This window comes from Methylobacter sp., assembly GCF_030680395.1.
GTDB lineage: Bacteria > Pseudomonadota > Gammaproteobacteria > Methylococcales > Methylomonadaceae > Methylobacter_A.
Map to the genome: position 1 here is coordinate 34,896 of NZ_JAUXVR010000032.1, position 17,383 is coordinate 52,278.

The window sequence follows — 17,383 nt, forward strand, 5'->3', positions numbered from 1 at the left end:
CGTAATACTGTGGCTGTAGTGGTTTTTCAATCGGCACCGATGCGATGGGCTCAAGATAGTATACCAAAAACAGCAGTTGTTCTCTATTTGTTCTGCTTTATTAAAGGAGATTGGTCGTTGGTAAACTAAGAGCCTAACTCTGATTAAGATTGGCAGGTACCGCCCACTTGTCCTGGCAGCTACACACCATCCCAGTACACTGATGTTGCTCTTATCTAGTTAATAATATATGGTGTCTTTTGATTCAATTTCGAATCGCTATTCAGGAGTCTATTTTTATGAAAAAAACTTTTTTAACATCTCTTTCTTTATTGGCAACGACATTGGCAGCTGACGCCACAGCAGCCCTACCTACAACTGTTGTTGATAAAATTCCAGAACCCCAAACGCTCTCACAGTTAACCACTCAATCACCTTTTGTTTTAGATAGACCAAATGAACATGGGCTCTTCGCATACCATAGCTCACATGCATCACACGCATCACATGCTTCGCATGCATCATCACGTTATTAAACTATGAAAGAAGACGTAATCATTTTTGATGCTAGCGTCTTTTCGATTGATACCGTCAAACGGGCATTGTACCGGTTCGCTGATAAGTGTTCGTTTGACATTCAACTAAAAGATAATGAAATAACAGTAAAAATTCACACTGATTCAAGCGATGATATGGTCGCCAGAATAAAAAACGAGGTGTTAGATCAGGATTTGCGGGACACGCTAGCTAAAGAAACAGCCAATATCCGCACTCTTATCCTGGCCAATGCATTTTCAAATACAGGATTGATTCAGTAATGGCTTTATTGGGCAAAAAATTCAAACTGCTTGAGGTATTTGATCAGGCTACCAACGGACAGTATCAATTATTGCCCTCGCGTTTTGCAGCTCTGGATGACGGCAGATACTTGTTAAGTAATGAGGTCGGTGAATATTTGGTAGTGACGCGTCCAGACCTTGAGAGCTTTATCCGCAAGCAAGTCCCAGCTAATACAGATTTTTATCATGACTTAAAATCTAAACATTTTTTGTTTGATGATGATTCCAATGTAGCGTTGGATTTGTTGGCATTAAAATATCGCACCAAGGCTCAACGGATTTCACAATTCACCGCCTTACATATATTTGTCATCTCATTGCGATGCGATTATACCTGCCAGTATTGCCAGGTTTCACGCCAAACTGATGATAAGCATGCTTTTGATATGTCTGAAGAGACTGCGAATAAGGCATTAGACTTGGTTTTCAAAAGCCCATCACCCGCAATAAAAATCGAATTTCAGGGCGGTGAGCCTTTATTGAACTTCGCCCTCATTCAATATGTGGTTAACGAAGCAAATCGGCGCAATGAAAAGCATCAAAAAGACTTACAATTTGTGATTACGACCAATTTGAGCCTTTTAAACCAAGAGGTGCTTGAGTTCTGCCAAGCGCACGATATTCATTTGTCTACCTCATTGGATGGCCCTGAAAACTTGCACAACACTAACCGGCCACGCCCCGGCAAGAACGGCTATCAATTGACAGTCAATGGCATAAAGAAAGCCCAAAGCTTTTTAGGACATAATAAAATTGGTGCGTTGATGACAACCACCGAAAAAAGTTTGCCACATGTCAAATCAATCATTGATACCTATCTTGAAAATAATCTGGATTGTATTTTTTTAAGACCACTAAGCCCTTACGGGTTTGCCATTAAGAATCAGCAAGCTCATAAGTATGATGTTGATCGCTGGTTCGAGTTTTATAAAGAAGGCTTAGATTATGTCCTAGAGATAAACCGACAAGGATATCAATTTGTCGAACTATACACACAGCTTATTATTAACAAATTACTCTCGCCGTTTAGTGAAGGGTACGTTGATTTGCAATCCCCAACTGGCGCCGCTATTTCGGCAATCGTCTACAACTATGATGGTGATGTCTATGCATCCGATGAAGCGCGTATGCTGGCAGAGATGGGCAATAAAAAGTTCCGCTTAGGCAACGTCCATACTGACGACTACGAAGGTATTTGGCTGTCAGATACGCTTCTCGATACTTTAGAGTGCAGTTTGTCGGAGAGTATCCCGATGTGCAATGACTGCGGTTTCTTACCTTATTGCGGCACTGACCCTGTATACCATTATGCAACCCAAGGCGATGTCGTCGGACACAAGGCTTTAAGCGGGTTTTGCAATAAGAACATGAAGATTTTTAAGCATATCATTCATCTTTTGGAAGATGATCCGGAAGCCAGAAAAATTCTACTGACCTGGGTGCGCACATGATCAAATTGCATTCAAAAGGTAACCAGCCGCTTTCTGTTGTTCAACATCAAAAGCCTTTTATAGCCAAGGTCACCACAAATTGTGAATTACCGTTTGGTTTGCGCGCTAAGCATGCTCTGATGATGCCAGTGGCTGATTGCATACCCGATGGTTTTGGTTTGGTATTATTAGGTCACGACGAGCCTTGTCAGACGCCTGTGAACACCCTGAGATTAGCGCCTGAGCTGCGTTACATTAAAGATCATGATGTGATTAAGTTTTACCCAGACATCGCAAAAATAGATGTTCTATTTCGAAAAGAAGCCAATACCAACTCTTTTTTGGTGACTGAGCGTTGTAACTCATTTTGCCTTATGTGTTCACAGCCACCAAAAGATATTGATGATCATTACTTGGTTGACGATATGTTGGCCGCCTTACCATTGATACATCCGGATACCCACGAGATAGGTATTACCGGTGGCGAGACAACCTTGGTAGGCGATGACTTCATTCGTCTCATCCAGGCAGCTAAAAATCATCTTCCCAACACAGCGTTGCATATCTTGTCCAATGGGCGAAACTTTAAAAATCTGGATTTGGCTGTCCAAGTTTCGAAAGTTAAACACCCCGATGTAATGATTGGCATCCCTTTATATGCGGACTATTCACAGCTACATGATTTCATCGTGCAGGCTGATGATGCGTTTGATGACACAATCCGTGGCATTTTAAATTTAAAGCGTTGCAAGGTGCCGGTTGAAATTCGCGTTGTTATCCATCAGCAAAATTACCATCGTCTATCAAGACTGGCTGAATTTCTCGTCAGAAATCTGCTATTTGTTGACCATGTCGCACTGATGGGGCTTGAGCTCATGGGATTTGCGAAATCAAATCTCGATGGGCTTTGGATTGATCCTTATTCGTATAAAAATGAGCTAAAGGAAGCGGTTGAGACGCTAACTAGGCATCACATAAGGACATCTATATACAACACGCCACTATGCCTCATAGATGAGTCAATAAGGCAATATTCAGTTTGCTCTATAAGTGATTGGAAGAATGACTATCTTGATATTTGTGAAGGCTGCTCCATGAAAAATTCAAAGTGCGGTGGTTTTTTCTCTTCAAATTTACGGAAAGTCAGTGACCATCTCCACGTTATCTAAGGACAATACTTGAGCCATCATAAGCAACCGTTTGATGATACGCCATCGTCGTTTGTGTTGAACTGTATGGACTATAAAAGCTTTTCGAAACAAGGACTAGCGTTGGATTTTGCATGCGGCTATGGCCGACATACCCATTGGCTTGCCTCAGAAGGATTCACTGTGGTTTCCTGTGATTTAGCTTTTGATGGCTTACAAACCATTAAGAAAGATTCCGAGAATGCCTTGTGTGTTTGCATCGATGCGCGGGCTAGCTTACCTTTTGACACCCCTTTATTTCAATTAATTGTCGTCGTCCATTATGTACAAAAAGGCCTTTTATCCATACTAGGAAAGCTGCTCGCTCCGGGCGGTTTTTTAATTTATGAAACCTTTGGTGGTCAGGGAGAAAATTGGCGTTTTTTACCTGTTGCCGGCGAACTCGAAGATGAGCTGGCGCAAGATTTTTCTGTTCTCAAAAAAACAGTGCGTCTTCTCGGCCCTGAAAATGACCAACATTTAAATATCAAACTATTTGCGCAGAAAAACTATGCATAAAATATCTATTTGCCTGATCCTAACTCTTTTCAGCTTAACAATAAACGCAGGAGAGATTCTTGAGGGACGCGTTGTTGGTGTTCATGATGGTGACACTGTCACACTTTTAATGGCAGGCAATCAGCAGATTAAGATAAGACTGGCGCAAATTGATGCACCTGAAAGTGACCAGGCTTTTGGACAAAAGTCCAAGCAGTCCTTATCGGATATGGTATTCAATAAGGCTATCAAGGTTGATAAGGATACTATCGATAAATATGGCCGAACAGTGGGAACTATTATCGTTGAAGGAATGGATGCCAATCGCGAGCAAATTAAGCGGGGTATGGCTTGGGCATATACACAATACTTGCATGATCAATCTTTAATACAAGTCGAAAAAGATGCTCGCGAGGCAAAAGTGGGCCTATGGTCTGATTCAAACCCTACACCGCCATGGGAGTATCGCCACGGTAAAAAAATTAGCGCTGTGCACCAAGCTGCGCCTGAGGTAAACACGGCCATAAATGCTTCTAACCCTTCCTGTGGAAGTAAACGCTACTGCAAAGAAATGTCTAGTTGCGAGGAAGCTAAGTTCTATTTAACTCAATGTGGTTTAACGCGTTTAGATGGAGATCACGATGGTGCACCATGTGAAAGTCTTTGCGGGCATGGTCGGTAAATATTAGTTATTAGTGTATCGCTAACAATTGCTTATGCTGGGTGTTAGAATAAAAAATATTCATTATTCACATCAAAAAATTTTTATGGCTAGAAGAAAGAGAAGTAGTTTTCTTGAGGATTTAATTGATATTGCAGCAATGCTGCCTTGGTGGGTAGCTGTGTTACTAGCCATAATTAGTTATTTGATCCTACATAATATTGCTACCGCTCCAGAAGTAACACCGACTCATTTAGTTCCTGGACAGATGGGAGCTTTTGTTGCTGGCGAATTAAAAAGAGCACTGGCTTTGTATGGGCAATATATCTTTCCATTTGCATTCTCAATTGGCGCATTGTTGTCATTTATTCGTAAGCGTAAAGATGAAGAAACAACTTTTTCATCGTATTCAAAACAAAATACAATCGAAAGAAGCCAAAGCCCAGCATGCCCAAATTGTGGTAGCCATATGGTAAAACGAAAAGCAAAGAAAGGGGCAAATGTTGGGGGTATATTTTGGGGTTGCTCATCATTCCCTAAATGCTACGGTAAAAGAGATTACTAAACCCAATCTTATTTTGTTAAACGGCGTGGAAAATTTGCCAGCTCTACAATAAAAGAGCGTCTAAGTTTGCCAGCTGTTAATCACTCTTTTGTTGACGTCGGTTGAGATTTAACTGTTTTCAAGCCTTATGCCGAACATTGATTGACCAGCGCAGCAGGTAGAAAACTATCGTTAGTCCAGACAGTTAAGACTGACAGAAACGGTCAATCACAGTCGGTACGTCTGGCCAATTTCAATCAACGCCAACACTATGTTTATACACTTGACCTATGCCACCCCCAACCCATACTCTAGCTTTAGTTAAGCGCTCATAAATTAAATATCATCGATTTTGTAATACAGGCTAAGCAGTGGCTATAGAAAACAATAAAAAAGGTAAATTGGTTCGCTGGAATGAAGATAGAGGGTTTGGTTTCATAAAGCCTGATTATGACAACACTGATATTTTTATTCACATTTCGGGATTAAGGGGTATGAGCCGGGCGCCGATTATCGGCGATATTATCCACTATGAGACTGGCTTTGATGATAATGGCAAAGCTCGTGTCATCAATGCCAAAATCGAAGGAATGCCTCAAGCAATGGCTTTGGTCCCAATAGCCAGAAAAGCCAGACCTGAAAGGGCAAATCATCAGATACGTAATGCGTATGTACACAGAACCACTCGATCAACGCGTGCAAAAAGAGGAAGTAAGATTATTCCCATAATGCTGATCGTAATGATTGTGCTTGCAGTCTATAGCAAAATAATCAATCAGAAATTCTATCCAAATAGCTCTAAGTCAGAAATAGCAGAGGCAACAGATATAGCCCAATCACCAAGATTGGCTGAAGCGTTTCAGTGCCAAGGCAAGGTGTATTGTTCGGAAATGAGTTCTTATGATGAAGCGTTATTTTATTTATACAATTGTCCAGGTACAAAAATGGATGGTGATCATGATGGTGCTCCCTGTGAAAGCCAGTTTTAGCTTTTAACGAAAGGCACTTAAGGTCGAGTTCGCTTATTAATGAGAAACGTAGTTCGACCAAATCGCCCTTTTTATCCCAGTAGTTTGATCGGCTGATTATTACCGGTAACCAGCCGTCGGTAAGTTAAGAAGAAGCCATATATCATCCGATACGAAACAATATACAGTTAGCGTTTTAAAGGAACCCGCTGAATTTATTGCTTAGAGTGTGCCGATAAGCGATGATATACAGAAACTATATAATTGTTAAGCGCTTACGGCCCGGTCTCATCTCAAACCTTAATTCATATTAATGACAGAGCTAATCGACAAATGGAAAGAGCTAAATCATGACTTGCATCAAGTGCTTCAACAGATTGATGTCGAACTTACACCCAAAGATGCTCAGGATGTGTTCCTAATAATTTTTAGTGGATTTATTCACAAGGCAACTAAAACGTTATATGCCATCAATTTGCTTTATGAAAATAATCTGTCTGAAGAGGCGCAAGCAATAGTACGAATATTATTTGAATTGCGTATCACTTTTTGCTGTTTCCTAACGATGAAGTTTAACGACCCAAAAGCGAGGTACGAACGCATACTAGACAGCATGATTTTGGAAAAAGCAAAACAGGCAAGAGCTTCAAACTTTGGCGGGATGACGGAAGACGAGAAAAAGAATGTTTTGAATGCAGAACAAGCTGCTTCACAAAAGTATTCTCCTGAAGAATTAAAAAATCTTAAGAAAAATGGATTTACAGGTATGAACATAGAGGAAAGAGCTAAATTTTGCGGAGAACAAGATGATTACAATGTTGCGTATAGAAATTTTTCGCGAAACATTCACTCAACTGACTACCTAGAAAGGTTTATAAGTTATAAGCATTTGCGCCGTGAAGATCATGACGAGTACATAAGTAGTAGAGATATTTATAGTCTTGGTCTCGCTTTCATTTCTGCGAATGAGATAGCTAGAAATGCGAATAATTTCTATAAGCTGAATTTTAATGCGAAATTGGAACAGCTTACTAAGCGGAAGCTTGCAATCAATCAGCTTAGTTCAGCCTAACAAGTTAGTCAAAGGAACGCGTCGCCCGTTGGCGGTTTTGAAGTTTTGTTTTTTAATCAGGTTCGGCGGCTTCGTTTGGGCTCAGTGAGCGGCGCGCCCCTTACCTTTACGTTATGCTTATTTAGGAGATATATATGCCATTACTGACAAAATCAGATTTACAGTTTAGCTACTCGTGGACTACGATCCCATCTGATGATCCAAGAATCACAGGAAAACCTGATAGCACTTTACTAAGTCGGAACGAAGGCTATGAAGTTCTTGCATTCATCAATCGGGTTGCCGCTGCAAGCAATTGGGTTCAAAAAGCACCTGGGTTGAAAGCCGAACGCTTGATAAAAAACCATCTCCCCGGCACTACCAGAAGCCATGTAAACGTATGGCAGTGGCTGGTCGACAACTGGAACAACTACCAATAACCTAACAATTAATTTCAGTGGACTAGTAAAATGCTGCTGCGCATTTCGTTGTCCACTGAATTCAAGAGAGAAATTAAAATGGTTTCATTTGAAGCGTCATCCAATTTTGTACAGCAAGAACATGACTTCTCGCCGAGCCATAAAATAACAATCACAAACGATTTAGATAGTTATACTTATTGGTATGTGAAAGATTTAATTACGTCGCGACCATTTGATGAGATGAAAAGACCACGACCTTGTGAGGCTAATGTACGAGAAAGGTCAGGAATTCAAAATTGGGGAGTTTGAGTCATTTGCAATAGGCACGGAGCATAACTATCACTTGCAACGACTCAATAGACACGAGTTTGTTATCAAGTCACTAAGATAAGAGTTTTCCGTAGCTTTAAACTAGCGGAACTAAGTGATTCAGGAAGCAAGCACTTAACTCAGGAATCTTCATGTAAATTTCCTTGTGTTCAGGCTTGATCGGCGGCTTCTAATTCGCAGCTTTGACTTAACCCGACACCGCTCTTGAAAGATAGTGAGTTACGGGTGAGCAACCTAGAACACTGCTATGTACTTAAGAAAATGCCGCTATATACACTTCACACAAACCAGCTCCCGCCAATCCGTCGTATAACGCTGCGAAATCCGATCAGACTTGGGTTTCCAATCTTTATCAAAGCCCGTGGCGGCCAATGAGATCGCCTTAGGGAAGCGACGGTTGATCCGATCCATAACGTCCATCACCTGCTTGCCATCAGTTTGATGACGGCCTATCGCAAATAGATCGAACTGACCTGGCTGGTTTTCCGGCTGGATGTGGCTCAGTTGCACCCCGCATTTTTGGTAGTTGTAGCCCGGCTTGAAAATCTCTTTGAGCAAGCGGTTGGCGGCACTGATGATTACGCGGCTGTCCTGGGTGGCGGAAGGCAGTCTCATCCCCGCTGAGCGTTGGTAGTGCGGCTCATGCGGATTAAATGGGCTGGTCCTAATAAACACGCTGATGTGGCCGGCAACGGAGTGCTGATGCCTGAGCTTTTCCGCCGTCCGGCTGCCATACTCGGCCAAGGCTTGCGATAACTCGCTGTAGTCGGTCAATCGACGGCTAAAACTGCGTGAGCAGACAATCTGCTGTTTGTTGGGCGCACTTTCTTCCAGTTCCAGACACGGGATGCCGTTCAATTCCATGACCGTGCGGGCGACCACGATATTGAACTGCGCCTGGATGCTGTGGGTGGGTTGGCAAGCCAAATCCCAGACACTGGCAATTCCTAACTGGTTTAAACGCGCCGCATAGCGGGAACCGATACCCCAGACTTCGCCGACCGATACAAGACGCATCAGTTTTTCCCGGCGTATTGGGTCTGACAGATCCAATACGCCGCCGGTCTGCGGCCAACGCTTGGCAGCGAAATTCGCCAGTTTAGCGAGCGTCTTGGTCGGCCCCATGCCGACGCAGACCGGAATGCCGGTTGAGCGGAAAACGGTTTTTCTAATCAGCTGACCATAAGCCACCGGGTCTTGATGGCATACGCCGGTTAAGTCCAGGAAAGCCTCGTCAATGGAATACACTTCCAGGCTAGGGGCGAACTCTTCCAGAACCGACATCACCCGAGACGACATATCGGCATAAAGACTGTAATTGGATGAAAACAGCTGGATGTTATGCTGGCTGACCAAGTGCTGAATTTGGAACAGGGGCACACCCATTTTTATCCCCAAATTTTTCACTTCCTGACTGCGAGCGACGATACAGCCGTCATTGTTACTGAGCACCGCCACTGGTTTGCCTATCAGATCGGGACGGAATACACGCTCACACGAAACGTAAAAATTGTTGCCATCGACTAGGGCGAGCAGTGGCTGTGCCACAGGGGATGGATGACGTTGGTGACGACGCCCCAGATCACCAGCTCCAGGTCTTCGAAGATCGCAATATCAGGATAATCCGGATTTTCCGCTTTCAGTTGCCATTGGCCATGATCGCGATCCAGGCTCTTGACGGTCAATTCGCCATTCAGTGCACAGACGACGATGTGGCCCGGCACTGGGTCAATGGAGCGGTCCACGATCAGAATATCGTTGTGATGGATGCCGGCGCCGAGCATCGATTCGCCTTGCGCCCGAGCGAAGAACGTCGCGGCCGGTTTCTTGACCAGCAACTCGTTCAGGTCCAGGGTTTTCTCGATGTAATCATCCGCCGGTGAAGGAAAGCCGGCAGCGACTTTGCCGGTAAATAACGGCAGTAGCACCTGTCGCCGTAGCGGAGCAAGCCGCCAGAAGTCCATCGGGAAGTTGTGAGTAAGCCATTGATCCATCATACGCTCCAAAAAAGGGGATTATTCTTGTTCTATTTCTGTTCTCTTTTTTATGGCATTCTAGGCGGTTTACGGTAAACTGACAAAAAATAAATGAAAGGAGCGATATGGACTCATTAACCAGGCGGCAACGGGAAATCTTTACTTTTCTGCGCGACAACTACGAAAGCTTTGCCCATCCGCCCACGCTGGATGAACTGTGCGACGCGTTGGGCGTGGCGTCGCGCGGTTCACTATACAAGCACATCATGGCGCTGATTGCGGCAGGCTTGGTCGAGCCGTTCGCCAGCAACAAGCAAGGCGGCATTCGTTTATCCGCCAAGGCTGAGAGAAACTATACCGCCTGTGAGCATTCGTTGCCGTTTGTTGGCAAGATTGCCGCCGGCAGGCCGATTGAGGCCTTGGAAAACATCAATTACATGGCTGTGCCGGAACTGCTGAAAAGTGATAAGCCTTGCTACGTGTTGCAGGTTCAAGGCGATTCGATGGTTGAGGCCGGAATATTCGACGGCGACTGGGTGATCATCGAGCAGTGCAGAGTTGCCCGCAACGGGGAGATCGTGGTGGCGCTAATCGAAAAAGCCGAAGCGACCTTGAAATACATCGAACAGTCGCCTGGGAAAGTGTTGTTGATCCCAGCCAATGCCAGCATGACGACGATGACCTACCACCCGGATCAAGTCGAAATTCAGGGGGTCTTAGTCGGACAAATGCGCAGCTACCGACATTAGCCACAAGAGCTATCAAAGCGAGGTGATCCTTCTTATCTCACATCGGTTAAGTAAGCGATTGGCGTTATTGGTATCGACAATTTTGCACCTATAATTGAAGTCACGCTTGGCAAACAATCCAGGAGATCTCATGATCCACGCAGAACTATTACGAGACCAGGGCATCCTGATCATCACACCCGAGGGAGCGCTACAACAATCGGATTTCGAATCGCTCGCTCAACTCGTAGATCCTTATATCGAAGCTGAAGGCGAGCTGCATGGCGTGTTGATCTTCACAGAATCTTTTCCGGGTTGGGCTGATTTTGCCGCTTTGTTGTCCCACCTAAAATTCGTTAAAAATCACCACCAACACATTGCCAAAATAGCGGCGGTCACCGACAGTAAATTTCTGACGATCCTGCCGGCTATTGTTAGCCATTTTGTTCACGCCAAAGTGCGACATTTTGTGTATGGCGATAAACAGCAAGCTTTAGCTTGGCTGCAAAGTCGAGAAGAATGACATGTGTGGTCGCTTTAATTTAACGACAACCCCAGAGGCGGTTGCCGAACATTTTCGGTTACAGCGACCGCCACGCTTTCAACCCAGCTTCAACATTACACCGGCCCAAAAGATTCTCAACATCGTTCAGTTGGATGACAACTCGTTAAAAGCCGTCAACCTGTTCTGGGGACTTGTACCATCCTGGTCAAAAGATGATAAAAACAGTCATCATCTGATTAATGCTCGCGCTGAAACCATTCGAGAAAAACCCTCATTTCGAGCGGCATTTCATAAGCGCCGTTGTCTGATCGTGGCCAGCGGATTTTATGAGTGGCAAAAGTTGGGCTCGGGTAAACAAGCGTTTCATATCCATCGACACGACAATGACTTGTTTGCATTTGCCGGCATCTGGGAACACTGGCAGCATGATCAACACCTGCTGTATTCCTGTTGCATTATTACCACGGAAGCCGTCGAGATTATGCAGCCCATCCATGAACGCATGCCGGTGATCGTCCCACAGTCAGATTATCAGCAATGGCTGGATAAATCCGCCGATGAACATGCGGTATTCGATCTGCTTGACAATTCAGCTTACTCAAATATGGTTGCCACGCCAATCAGCGATTGGGTTAATAACCCCAAACATAATGATGCAAGCTGTTTGCGCTAAGAAAGTCAGATGCCCATGAAATCTTTCGCAAAAATAGCGACTTCCCGGTATGCTTTGGGGATCACTGTTCTATAATTCAGTTCTTGTTTGGCCTTTAGGAGCCTACAATCTAAGTAGTTTCACTTATACACAAAAACTGTGGATAAGCTTGTGATCAACATATTGGTTGCGCTTTTAACTCTCTGCTTTTATTTGGATGTTACTTAAATTGGCTAATAATTGGACATCTTGCTTTCTGCGAATGCCGACACCCTCTACCGTCGATGAAGCGGTTGAACAGCTGCTCGTTATTTTATCGGATAGCGATAAATTGACCCTTGCCAATACCCCAGAACAGGACCTCATGGATTTACACCTTTCACTGGGCCTCTCTATTCGGAATGGCTTTGAACTTTACCGGCCTGACAGCCGCTTAGTCATTGTTTAGCAACATATATATCTCTGTTACTCATGTGGCTGGTTATTTTAAAATTAACACCAATAGAATAAGGATCACTTGGTGGGAGTGATAAGTTATCAAGAGAGGTATCCCCCCCTTTACGGATTGATATTATATCGCCAACAATAATCTTTTCTTTGCTTTTATGGTTCTCAGCGTAAATCAAATCACCAACACGTATTTCATTTTCCCCAAGACAATCATATTCGATATTTGGTAAAAAACTAAAAACATTAATTTTTTGGAATAGTTTCGCTGGTTTGCCTAGGTATATTTTTTTAGATATAGAATACAAAAATTGATTAAGAGAATCAGAAACTACCTCATTGATTGCTTTACCATAAGATCTTACCAATAGAATCCTCGATCGAAGTAAATCTAAAGATTCAATATCATTAAGTACTACTCCATGTGCTATTTCATTCCTTCTTTGAGCAAGATCATCAAGCTCTGAAATTAATAATGAAGTTAACACCTTTCTATCCACTGTAGAGTCTATAGAGTGTTTTGAAGCTAATTCTCTGACAAAATTAGCCTTTTCAAGACACTTTTTTGATATACCAGTTATACCAATTTTTTGAAATAAGGCATGAATAGAGTCATATCGAAAGTTTGCTGTGTGAAGAGCGAAAGCATCTAAATTAACAGAAAAATTGCTGCCATCATGCATGCAGGTATACATATTTCTAACTATTTCTTTTAGAGTTCTATTCTTATATTCAAGGCTTGACGCTTTAACTTTTTGAACTTTATTTATCAATTCTATGGAAGAGTTAAGATGATTTTTTTTGATACCACTAGGCAACTTCGTAAATTGATCACAATGCTTTTCTATTGCGCCAATATATTCTTTAACGATCTCTTCTAAGTAGTTTTCCAGATATCCATACAGGGAGATAATTGCATTCTTGTAAGTAAAGCTCTTTGAATTAATCAAAGCAGGGCGAATTTTGTTTTCTACGAACCACCTGAACTCTTCCTCAAGTTCACTATCCCCCACATACTTCTTTGAACCTGACTGAAAAAACATATTTCGATCGTTTTCAAATTCAATATGAGCCAAAAGAGAATCAATACTCTCTAGAAATCCATTTACGCTTTGGAGCATTCTAAGCAAACCTTTTTATAAACGTTAAGAATTTCTCGTCTCTCTGCTCGAGTGCAGATGGGTTAGTATTTCTACCTTCAAAAAATTCATAATTTTCTTTATAGAATTGTTCTATTTCTGAATTAATTTCGTCTTTCTTTTCTAATAGACTTTTCCGAATAGATAAGTTTGTACTTAACACTGCCATTAATGGGTCGTAAACAGCGGTAGTTGGTCTTTCATACCAAGACCATCCTGTCTTACGTTTTCTATATAAAAAAAACGCTTTTTCACCGAAAATTTCGTACGCGAGCTTGATAGTATCTATGAAAAGTAGCTCTAATCTTTTAAGTAATTCTTCAGAAAAATAATTTCCTTTTTCCAAGTAGTTATCCAAGTATGATTCCAAGGAACCTTTTTGCAGGTTTTTTCTTTGTCTATAGGCAAAAAACCTCAAAACAAGCTCAACATCCCCCATCGTTTTAAATAATTTATTTTCTGCACGTTTAGAATGAACTGGGTCTACGTTATCTTCGTCGGCAGGAATTCCCCAAGTATTGCAAAGATTAGCATCAGCTGACAGATTAATACATAACCTATTTAATCTTCCATCGTAATTGGCATTTCTTTTCTCTTGGGGTGTCAGATTTTCTCCACCGCTGTTAATTCTGTCAAAGACCAACTGCTTTAGTTTTTCGGCTTCTTCTTTACTTTTTGCTGTTTCATGTAAAAGGATTATGGAAGATATATATCTACGATCGATACCTTGCTGGACGAGCTTTGGCAAGGTGCTGTATTTTTTACCGTTTAGCTCTGGCCATTTAGCAAGACCTTCCAAAGCAAAATCATCATCATAAAATGAAGCGATTGCCGTTAATCTTTGCAAGCCATCCATAACCTCATAAGACGAATAATCGAATTCATATAAAAATACAGGTGGGATCGGCACGTTCATGATTAATGACTCAATAAGCAATGATCTTTTCCTGTTCGTCCAGCGATGACGGCGTTGATATTCAGGATTCAATTTATAACTATCGCTATGAACCATCGCAGAAATGGCATTTAAAGGATATCTAGCTTGCTCTGTCACAATCCTTATTTCCCCATCACGATATTTTTTATTTATTTCATCATCAGACAATATTACTTGGCTAGTGTTGTCAATATTTAGCTTCAGTTCCTCACTTTCAAATAGATCCATTTCAATTCTCATTCTGCTTTATAAAATTTAGTCTTCAGAGACATTCATCAGTATAACAAGTTGTTATTTTGGCCTGGTTATCTTATCTTAGAATGGCGATAAATGCTTCTGGCCGGATTCAGTCAGTCCATCAATAGGCAAAAAACCGACCCTTTGCAGTCCCACACCTTGATAAGCAATCTACGACGGCATTGATACCTTTAGCCGACATTCGTAAGTTATCATTGTCAATGGCACTGCGGCTTGTTATGTTATTCGATAATTTCATGCATTTGACACAAATCCATAATCGAACTGCCCCTATCAGTTCAGCGACATTTTGCCTTAGAAGCTGTTTGGAAATTATATGTCAAGGCCACGAGCAGCGGGGCGTATAGCATTAAAGTTCAATTTATCAAATAAAAGATCTCTATGCCATGGCCTCTTTGGCCTGTATTCGGAGTTTCCAAACAGCTTCTTAGGAAGCGTCATAGCCAGATCAAAGTTACTTTGACGATACACATTACCCACCCATATGACCGATATTACTTTTACTTCCGCCGATTACCTCGAGATTCGCCGTCGAGGCGTTTTACTGAATGCCAAGATTTTCAAAAAGCTCACTAGCGAGGATATCAAAACTTGTGGCCGCCATCTTGGGATATGGCACCAAAAAGCGTTGGTGATCAATAACGAAGACGAAATGGACTTATTTGCCGATTACGCTACTTACGGCTATCGCCCCCATGGCTTCAATATGGCCGAGAAATTCCTGCGCTTATTTCATAAAGAGGCAGACGATTTTGAACTTGAATTGCTTCGACGTATGCGTTTTGCCCACTATGCGATTTATCAAGTCGAAGAAACGAACGGCACGGATACTCTTAAGGTCGTGGATGTGTTTAGTAAGGTTCAGTACAAGCTCATAGATCACCAATTGGCTAAGACCGCTTATCGAGGTTTAATCTTGGCCGGTTATTTGGTCGATTTTGATGAATTCTCCATCCAAACGGGCGGAACGGTGTTGGTGACGCGGGAGATTCTAGAGTCTGATGAAGTGATGCCTGTGATTGACAGTATTGATGACAATCAACTTGGCAATTTTTTGAGTAATCCGGTTAACGGCGCTAAGCTCGCAAAAGCGGTTGTTTCTGCGATCTTTAAGCTAGGACAAGCTTCAAATTTCAGGCATAAGTCACTTGACAGACAAGCGCGCTTCTCGATCAGCAGCTATATCAGAAATTGCTCTCTAGCGGTCATTAGGATTTGAACAAAGTCGGCATCCAATTTTTCAACTAGTTCACCTAAGAATTTGTATTAAATGGTTTTTTATATTTTATAATGAGTCTATCGCTAAAAAAATATTCAACGCCGGTTAACAACCCAAAGTTAACTCATTCATACCTTTTACTTTTGCCTCGTTTTCGGATATAGAAAAAACCAGGTAACAATGCATACAATAATTATTAGCGCAATTAAAATAGGATCTACGGTATATGTCAGTAGATAAAAGGCAACAATTAACAGAAAAACATATCCTAAAACTTGACCCATTTGAACCTCAAAAGTTGAATGAAATGACTAATCTAATCTCGGTTGCGGCTCAAAAATACAACATTTCAACCGAAATACAATTCGACTAAATACCTATAGGCTCTGTTGCGTTAATTCATTTTTTAACTGGGCTTTTCTATACTTACTAATGCTTATAACCTCGAGTTTGAGTGATACATTATGTTAATGGCTGATCTAACGCCAAACTACACTGTATTTTTATCAGAATGTAATTGTGAAAAACTGAGCTTACAGTCCGCTTCTGGCCGATCCAAGACGATCGGCCGTATTTAACCAGTGTAAGTCGAGCTTGAAGCTTATTTCTGAAAGGTCAGATTGGGTTCAGATTTCTATCATTTTTAGACACTTATCATCATGACTACTGCCATTCAATTGGTCCTCGCATCGAGTTCGCCGTACCGCCGCGAATTATTGAAAAAACTCGGTCTTACTTTTGATACGGCTAACCCCGATATCGATGAGACGCCGCTGTCCGATGAAGCGCCGATGCAGACCGCAATGCGTTTATCGCGGCAAAAGGCCGCAGCGCTGGCGCTTAAATTTCCGCAACATCTGATTATCGGCTCGGACCAAGTGGCGATGCTGGAAGACAAACCGCTCACCAAACCCGGCTCCCGCGAAAACACGATTGCGCAATTGGCGGCGGCCTCGGGTAAAACGGTGCACTTTTATACCGGCGTCTGTGTTTACGATAGTCGTAACGGGCAACATCGAGTCGACTGTGATCATTGTGCCGTCACGTTTAGAGGGCTATCGCCAGAGCAAATCGAGCACTATGTCGATCTTGACGAGCCTTTTAACTGCGCGGGCGGATTTAAAGCGGAAAGTTTAGGCATTGCCTTGTTTGAGCGAATCCAGGGTGACGATCCGAATGCGTTGATCGGTTTACCGTTGATCAAGCTGATCAGATTGATGGAAGCCTTCGGCGTCAAGGTGATTTAACGTCAACTCGCTTCCTGATAGATACACCAGTCCGTCATTCCGGCAGAGCCCGCCCCGGCAGGGATTGCATTTACCCCATCGGGGTGCGGGGCAGGATAGCCCCGCATGACGGCCGTACGGCGGATCAATGGTAAGGCGAATTCGCCCCGATAGACAATCCATCACATAACGACAGGCTGTAAAGCTGTAAACACAATAAGGTGAGCTGATTGATAGGATGCTGCCGACTCAATGGACGCTAACGGAACCAATACCTAGGATGCCAAAGATGAGAGGCAAATATCAGCCCCGGTAGCGTTTTAAATAATAGCAAAACATAACAAATATGAAACAACAATATTGCCATTACACAGCGAGTGATGCGCG

General features: G+C 42.6%; 20 protein-coding genes. 16 read left to right on the plus strand and 4 right to left on the minus strand.

What is annotated here, in order from left to right; translation table 11 throughout:
* The first annotated feature begins 278 nt into the window (after nt 1–278).
* The 10 genes from Q8L79_RS13605 to Q8L79_RS13650 all read left to right on the plus strand — a co-directional run bounded on the left by Q8L79_RS13605 (nt 279) and on the right by Q8L79_RS13650 (nt 7,597).
* Nucleotides 279–515 (plus strand): hypothetical protein, encoded by a 237-nt coding sequence (locus Q8L79_RS13605; RefSeq protein WP_305272141.1) that lies wholly within the window; start codon nt 279–281, stop codon nt 513–515.
* Nucleotides 516–518: 3 nt separating this feature from the next.
* Complete coding sequence (hxsD, locus tag Q8L79_RS13610) at nt 519–797, plus strand: His-Xaa-Ser system protein HxsD (RefSeq protein WP_305272143.1); 279 nt, start codon at nt 519–521, stop codon at nt 795–797.
* Nucleotides 797–2,269 carry a His-Xaa-Ser system radical SAM maturase HxsB gene (gene hxsB, locus Q8L79_RS13615; RefSeq protein WP_305272145.1) on the plus strand — a complete coding sequence of 491 codons (1,473 nt, stop codon included), beginning with the start codon at nt 797–799 and terminating at the stop codon, nt 2,267–2,269. Before hxsD ends, hxsB begins: the two co-directional genes overlap by 1 nt.
* A complete protein-coding gene (hxsC, locus tag Q8L79_RS13620; RefSeq protein ID WP_305272147.1) occupies nt 2,266–3,417 on the plus strand; it encodes a His-Xaa-Ser system radical SAM maturase HxsC in 1,152 nt (383 codons plus the stop codon). Before hxsB ends, hxsC begins: the two co-directional genes overlap by 4 nt.
* 9 nt (nt 3,418–3,426) lie before the next feature.
* Nucleotides 3,427–3,954: a bifunctional 2-polyprenyl-6-hydroxyphenol methylase/3-demethylubiquinol 3-O-methyltransferase UbiG gene (locus tag Q8L79_RS13625; protein WP_305272149.1), complete on the plus strand. Its 528-nt coding sequence runs from the start codon at nt 3,427–3,429 to the stop codon at nt 3,952–3,954.
* Nucleotides 3,947–4,615 carry a thermonuclease family protein gene (locus tag Q8L79_RS13630; RefSeq protein WP_305272151.1) on the plus strand — a complete coding sequence of 223 codons (669 nt, stop codon included), beginning with the start codon at nt 3,947–3,949 and terminating at the stop codon, nt 4,613–4,615. Before Q8L79_RS13625 ends, Q8L79_RS13630 begins: the two co-directional genes overlap by 8 nt.
* A 34-nt stretch (nt 4,616–4,649) precedes the next feature.
* Nucleotides 4,650–5,159 (plus strand): topoisomerase DNA-binding C4 zinc finger domain-containing protein, encoded by a 510-nt coding sequence (locus Q8L79_RS13635; protein ID WP_305272153.1) that lies wholly within the window; start codon nt 4,650–4,652, stop codon nt 5,157–5,159.
* 350 nt (nt 5,160–5,509) lie between these two features.
* A complete protein-coding gene (locus Q8L79_RS13640; RefSeq protein ID WP_305272155.1) occupies nt 5,510–6,127 on the plus strand; it encodes an excalibur calcium-binding domain-containing protein in 618 nt (205 codons plus the stop codon).
* Between the two features lie 292 nt (nt 6,128–6,419).
* A complete protein-coding gene (locus Q8L79_RS13645) occupies nt 6,420–7,178 on the plus strand; it encodes a DUF5677 domain-containing protein (protein WP_305272157.1) in 759 nt (252 codons plus the stop codon).
* Between the two features lie 134 nt (nt 7,179–7,312).
* Nucleotides 7,313–7,597, plus strand: a complete 285-nt coding sequence (locus Q8L79_RS13650; RefSeq protein WP_305272159.1) for a hypothetical protein — start codon at nt 7,313–7,315, stop codon at nt 7,595–7,597.
* Nucleotides 7,598–8,176: 579 nt separating this feature from the next.
* On the opposite strand, the gene Q8L79_RS13655 is transcribed toward Q8L79_RS13650, so the two are convergent.
* Complete coding sequence (locus Q8L79_RS13655) at nt 8,177–9,457, minus strand: Y-family DNA polymerase (RefSeq protein WP_305272161.1); 1,281 nt, start codon at nt 9,455–9,457, stop codon at nt 8,177–8,179.
* Nucleotides 9,433–9,873, minus strand: a complete 441-nt coding sequence (locus Q8L79_RS13660; protein ID WP_305272226.1) for a LexA family transcriptional regulator — start codon at nt 9,871–9,873, stop codon at nt 9,433–9,435. Before Q8L79_RS13660 ends, Q8L79_RS13655 begins: the two co-directional genes overlap by 25 nt.
* A gap of 137 nt (nt 9,874–10,010) precedes the next feature.
* On the opposite strand from Q8L79_RS13660, the gene lexA reads away from it, so the two are divergent.
* The 4 genes from lexA (at nt 10,011) to Q8L79_RS13680 (ending at nt 12,218) form a co-directional block, all read left to right on the plus strand.
* Complete coding sequence (gene lexA, locus Q8L79_RS13665; RefSeq protein ID WP_305272163.1) at nt 10,011–10,634, plus strand: transcriptional repressor LexA; 624 nt, start codon at nt 10,011–10,013, stop codon at nt 10,632–10,634.
* 130 nt (nt 10,635–10,764) lie between these two features.
* Complete coding sequence (locus Q8L79_RS13670) at nt 10,765–11,136, plus strand: STAS/SEC14 domain-containing protein (protein ID WP_305272165.1); 372 nt, start codon at nt 10,765–10,767, stop codon at nt 11,134–11,136.
* Between the two features lies 1 nt (nt 11,137).
* Entirely contained in the window at nt 11,138–11,791 is a 654-nt protein-coding gene (locus Q8L79_RS13675; protein WP_305272167.1) for an SOS response-associated peptidase, read from the plus strand.
* 241 nt (nt 11,792–12,032) lie between these two features.
* Nucleotides 12,033–12,218, plus strand: a complete 186-nt coding sequence (locus Q8L79_RS13680) for a DUF6794 domain-containing protein (RefSeq protein WP_305272169.1) — start codon at nt 12,033–12,035, stop codon at nt 12,216–12,218.
* On the opposite strand, the gene Q8L79_RS13685 is transcribed toward Q8L79_RS13680, so the two are convergent.
* On the minus strand, nt 12,208–13,338 hold the full coding sequence (locus Q8L79_RS13685; protein ID WP_305272171.1) for a HEPN domain-containing protein: 1,131 nt from the start codon (nt 13,336–13,338) through the stop codon (nt 12,208–12,210). The genes Q8L79_RS13680 and Q8L79_RS13685 overlap by 11 nt on opposite strands.
* Before the next feature lies 1 nt (nt 13,339).
* Complete coding sequence (locus tag Q8L79_RS13690) at nt 13,340–14,521, minus strand: DUF262 domain-containing protein (RefSeq protein WP_305272173.1); 1,182 nt, start codon at nt 14,519–14,521, stop codon at nt 13,340–13,342.
* A 514-nt stretch (nt 14,522–15,035) separates the two neighbouring features.
* Between Q8L79_RS13690 and Q8L79_RS13695 the strand changes: the two genes are divergently transcribed.
* Both Q8L79_RS13695 and Q8L79_RS13700 read left to right on the plus strand, forming a co-directional pair.
* Nucleotides 15,036–15,770 (plus strand): hypothetical protein, encoded by a 735-nt coding sequence (locus tag Q8L79_RS13695; RefSeq protein WP_305272175.1) that lies wholly within the window; start codon nt 15,036–15,038, stop codon nt 15,768–15,770.
* A gap of 659 nt (nt 15,771–16,429) precedes the next feature.
* Nucleotides 16,430–17,017, plus strand: coding sequence for a nucleoside triphosphate pyrophosphatase (locus tag Q8L79_RS13700; RefSeq protein ID WP_305272177.1), 588 nt, complete (start codon nt 16,430–16,432; stop codon nt 17,015–17,017).
* The last annotated feature ends 366 nt before the right edge of the window (nt 17,018–17,383 follow it).

What these genes read in the sequence shown, in the direction of transcription:
- lexA (WP_305272163.1), top strand. Translation starts at nt 10,011, where the DNA reads ATGGACTCATTAACCAGGCGGCAACGGGAAATCTTTACTTTTCTGCGC.
- hxsD (WP_305272143.1), top strand. Translation starts at nt 519, where the DNA reads ATGAAAGAAGACGTAATCATTTTTGATGCTAGCGTCTTTTCGATTGAT.
- Q8L79_RS13645 (WP_305272157.1), top strand. Translation starts at nt 6,420, where the DNA reads ATGACAGAGCTAATCGACAAATGGAAAGAGCTAAATCATGACTTGCAT.
- Q8L79_RS13660 (WP_305272226.1), bottom strand. Translation starts at nt 9,873, where the DNA reads ATGGACTTCTGGCGGCTTGCTCCGCTACGGCGACAGGTGCTACTGCCG.
- Q8L79_RS13635 (WP_305272153.1), top strand. Translation starts at nt 4,650, where the DNA reads ATGCTGGGTGTTAGAATAAAAAATATTCATTATTCACATCAAAAAATT.
- Q8L79_RS13690 (WP_305272173.1), bottom strand. Translation starts at nt 14,521, where the DNA reads ATGGATCTATTTGAAAGTGAGGAACTGAAGCTAAATATTGACAACACT.
- hxsC (WP_305272147.1), top strand. Translation starts at nt 2,266, where the DNA reads ATGATCAAATTGCATTCAAAAGGTAACCAGCCGCTTTCTGTTGTTCAA.
- Q8L79_RS13700 (WP_305272177.1), top strand. Translation starts at nt 16,430, where the DNA reads ATGACTACTGCCATTCAATTGGTCCTCGCATCGAGTTCGCCGTACCGC.
- Q8L79_RS13675 (WP_305272167.1), top strand. Translation starts at nt 11,138, where the DNA reads ATGTGTGGTCGCTTTAATTTAACGACAACCCCAGAGGCGGTTGCCGAA.
- Q8L79_RS13605 (WP_305272141.1), top strand. Translation starts at nt 279, where the DNA reads ATGAAAAAAACTTTTTTAACATCTCTTTCTTTATTGGCAACGACATTG.
- Q8L79_RS13670 (WP_305272165.1), top strand. Translation starts at nt 10,765, where the DNA reads ATGATCCACGCAGAACTATTACGAGACCAGGGCATCCTGATCATCACA.
- hxsB (WP_305272145.1), top strand. Translation starts at nt 797, where the DNA reads ATGGCTTTATTGGGCAAAAAATTCAAACTGCTTGAGGTATTTGATCAG.
- Q8L79_RS13680 (WP_305272169.1), top strand. Translation starts at nt 12,033, where the DNA reads ATGCCGACACCCTCTACCGTCGATGAAGCGGTTGAACAGCTGCTCGTT.
- Q8L79_RS13695 (WP_305272175.1), top strand. Translation starts at nt 15,036, where the DNA reads ATGACCGATATTACTTTTACTTCCGCCGATTACCTCGAGATTCGCCGT.
- Q8L79_RS13685 (WP_305272171.1), bottom strand. Translation starts at nt 13,338, where the DNA reads ATGCTCCAAAGCGTAAATGGATTTCTAGAGAGTATTGATTCTCTTTTG.
- Q8L79_RS13650 (WP_305272159.1), top strand. Translation starts at nt 7,313, where the DNA reads ATGCCATTACTGACAAAATCAGATTTACAGTTTAGCTACTCGTGGACT.
- Q8L79_RS13630 (WP_305272151.1), top strand. Translation starts at nt 3,947, where the DNA reads ATGCATAAAATATCTATTTGCCTGATCCTAACTCTTTTCAGCTTAACA.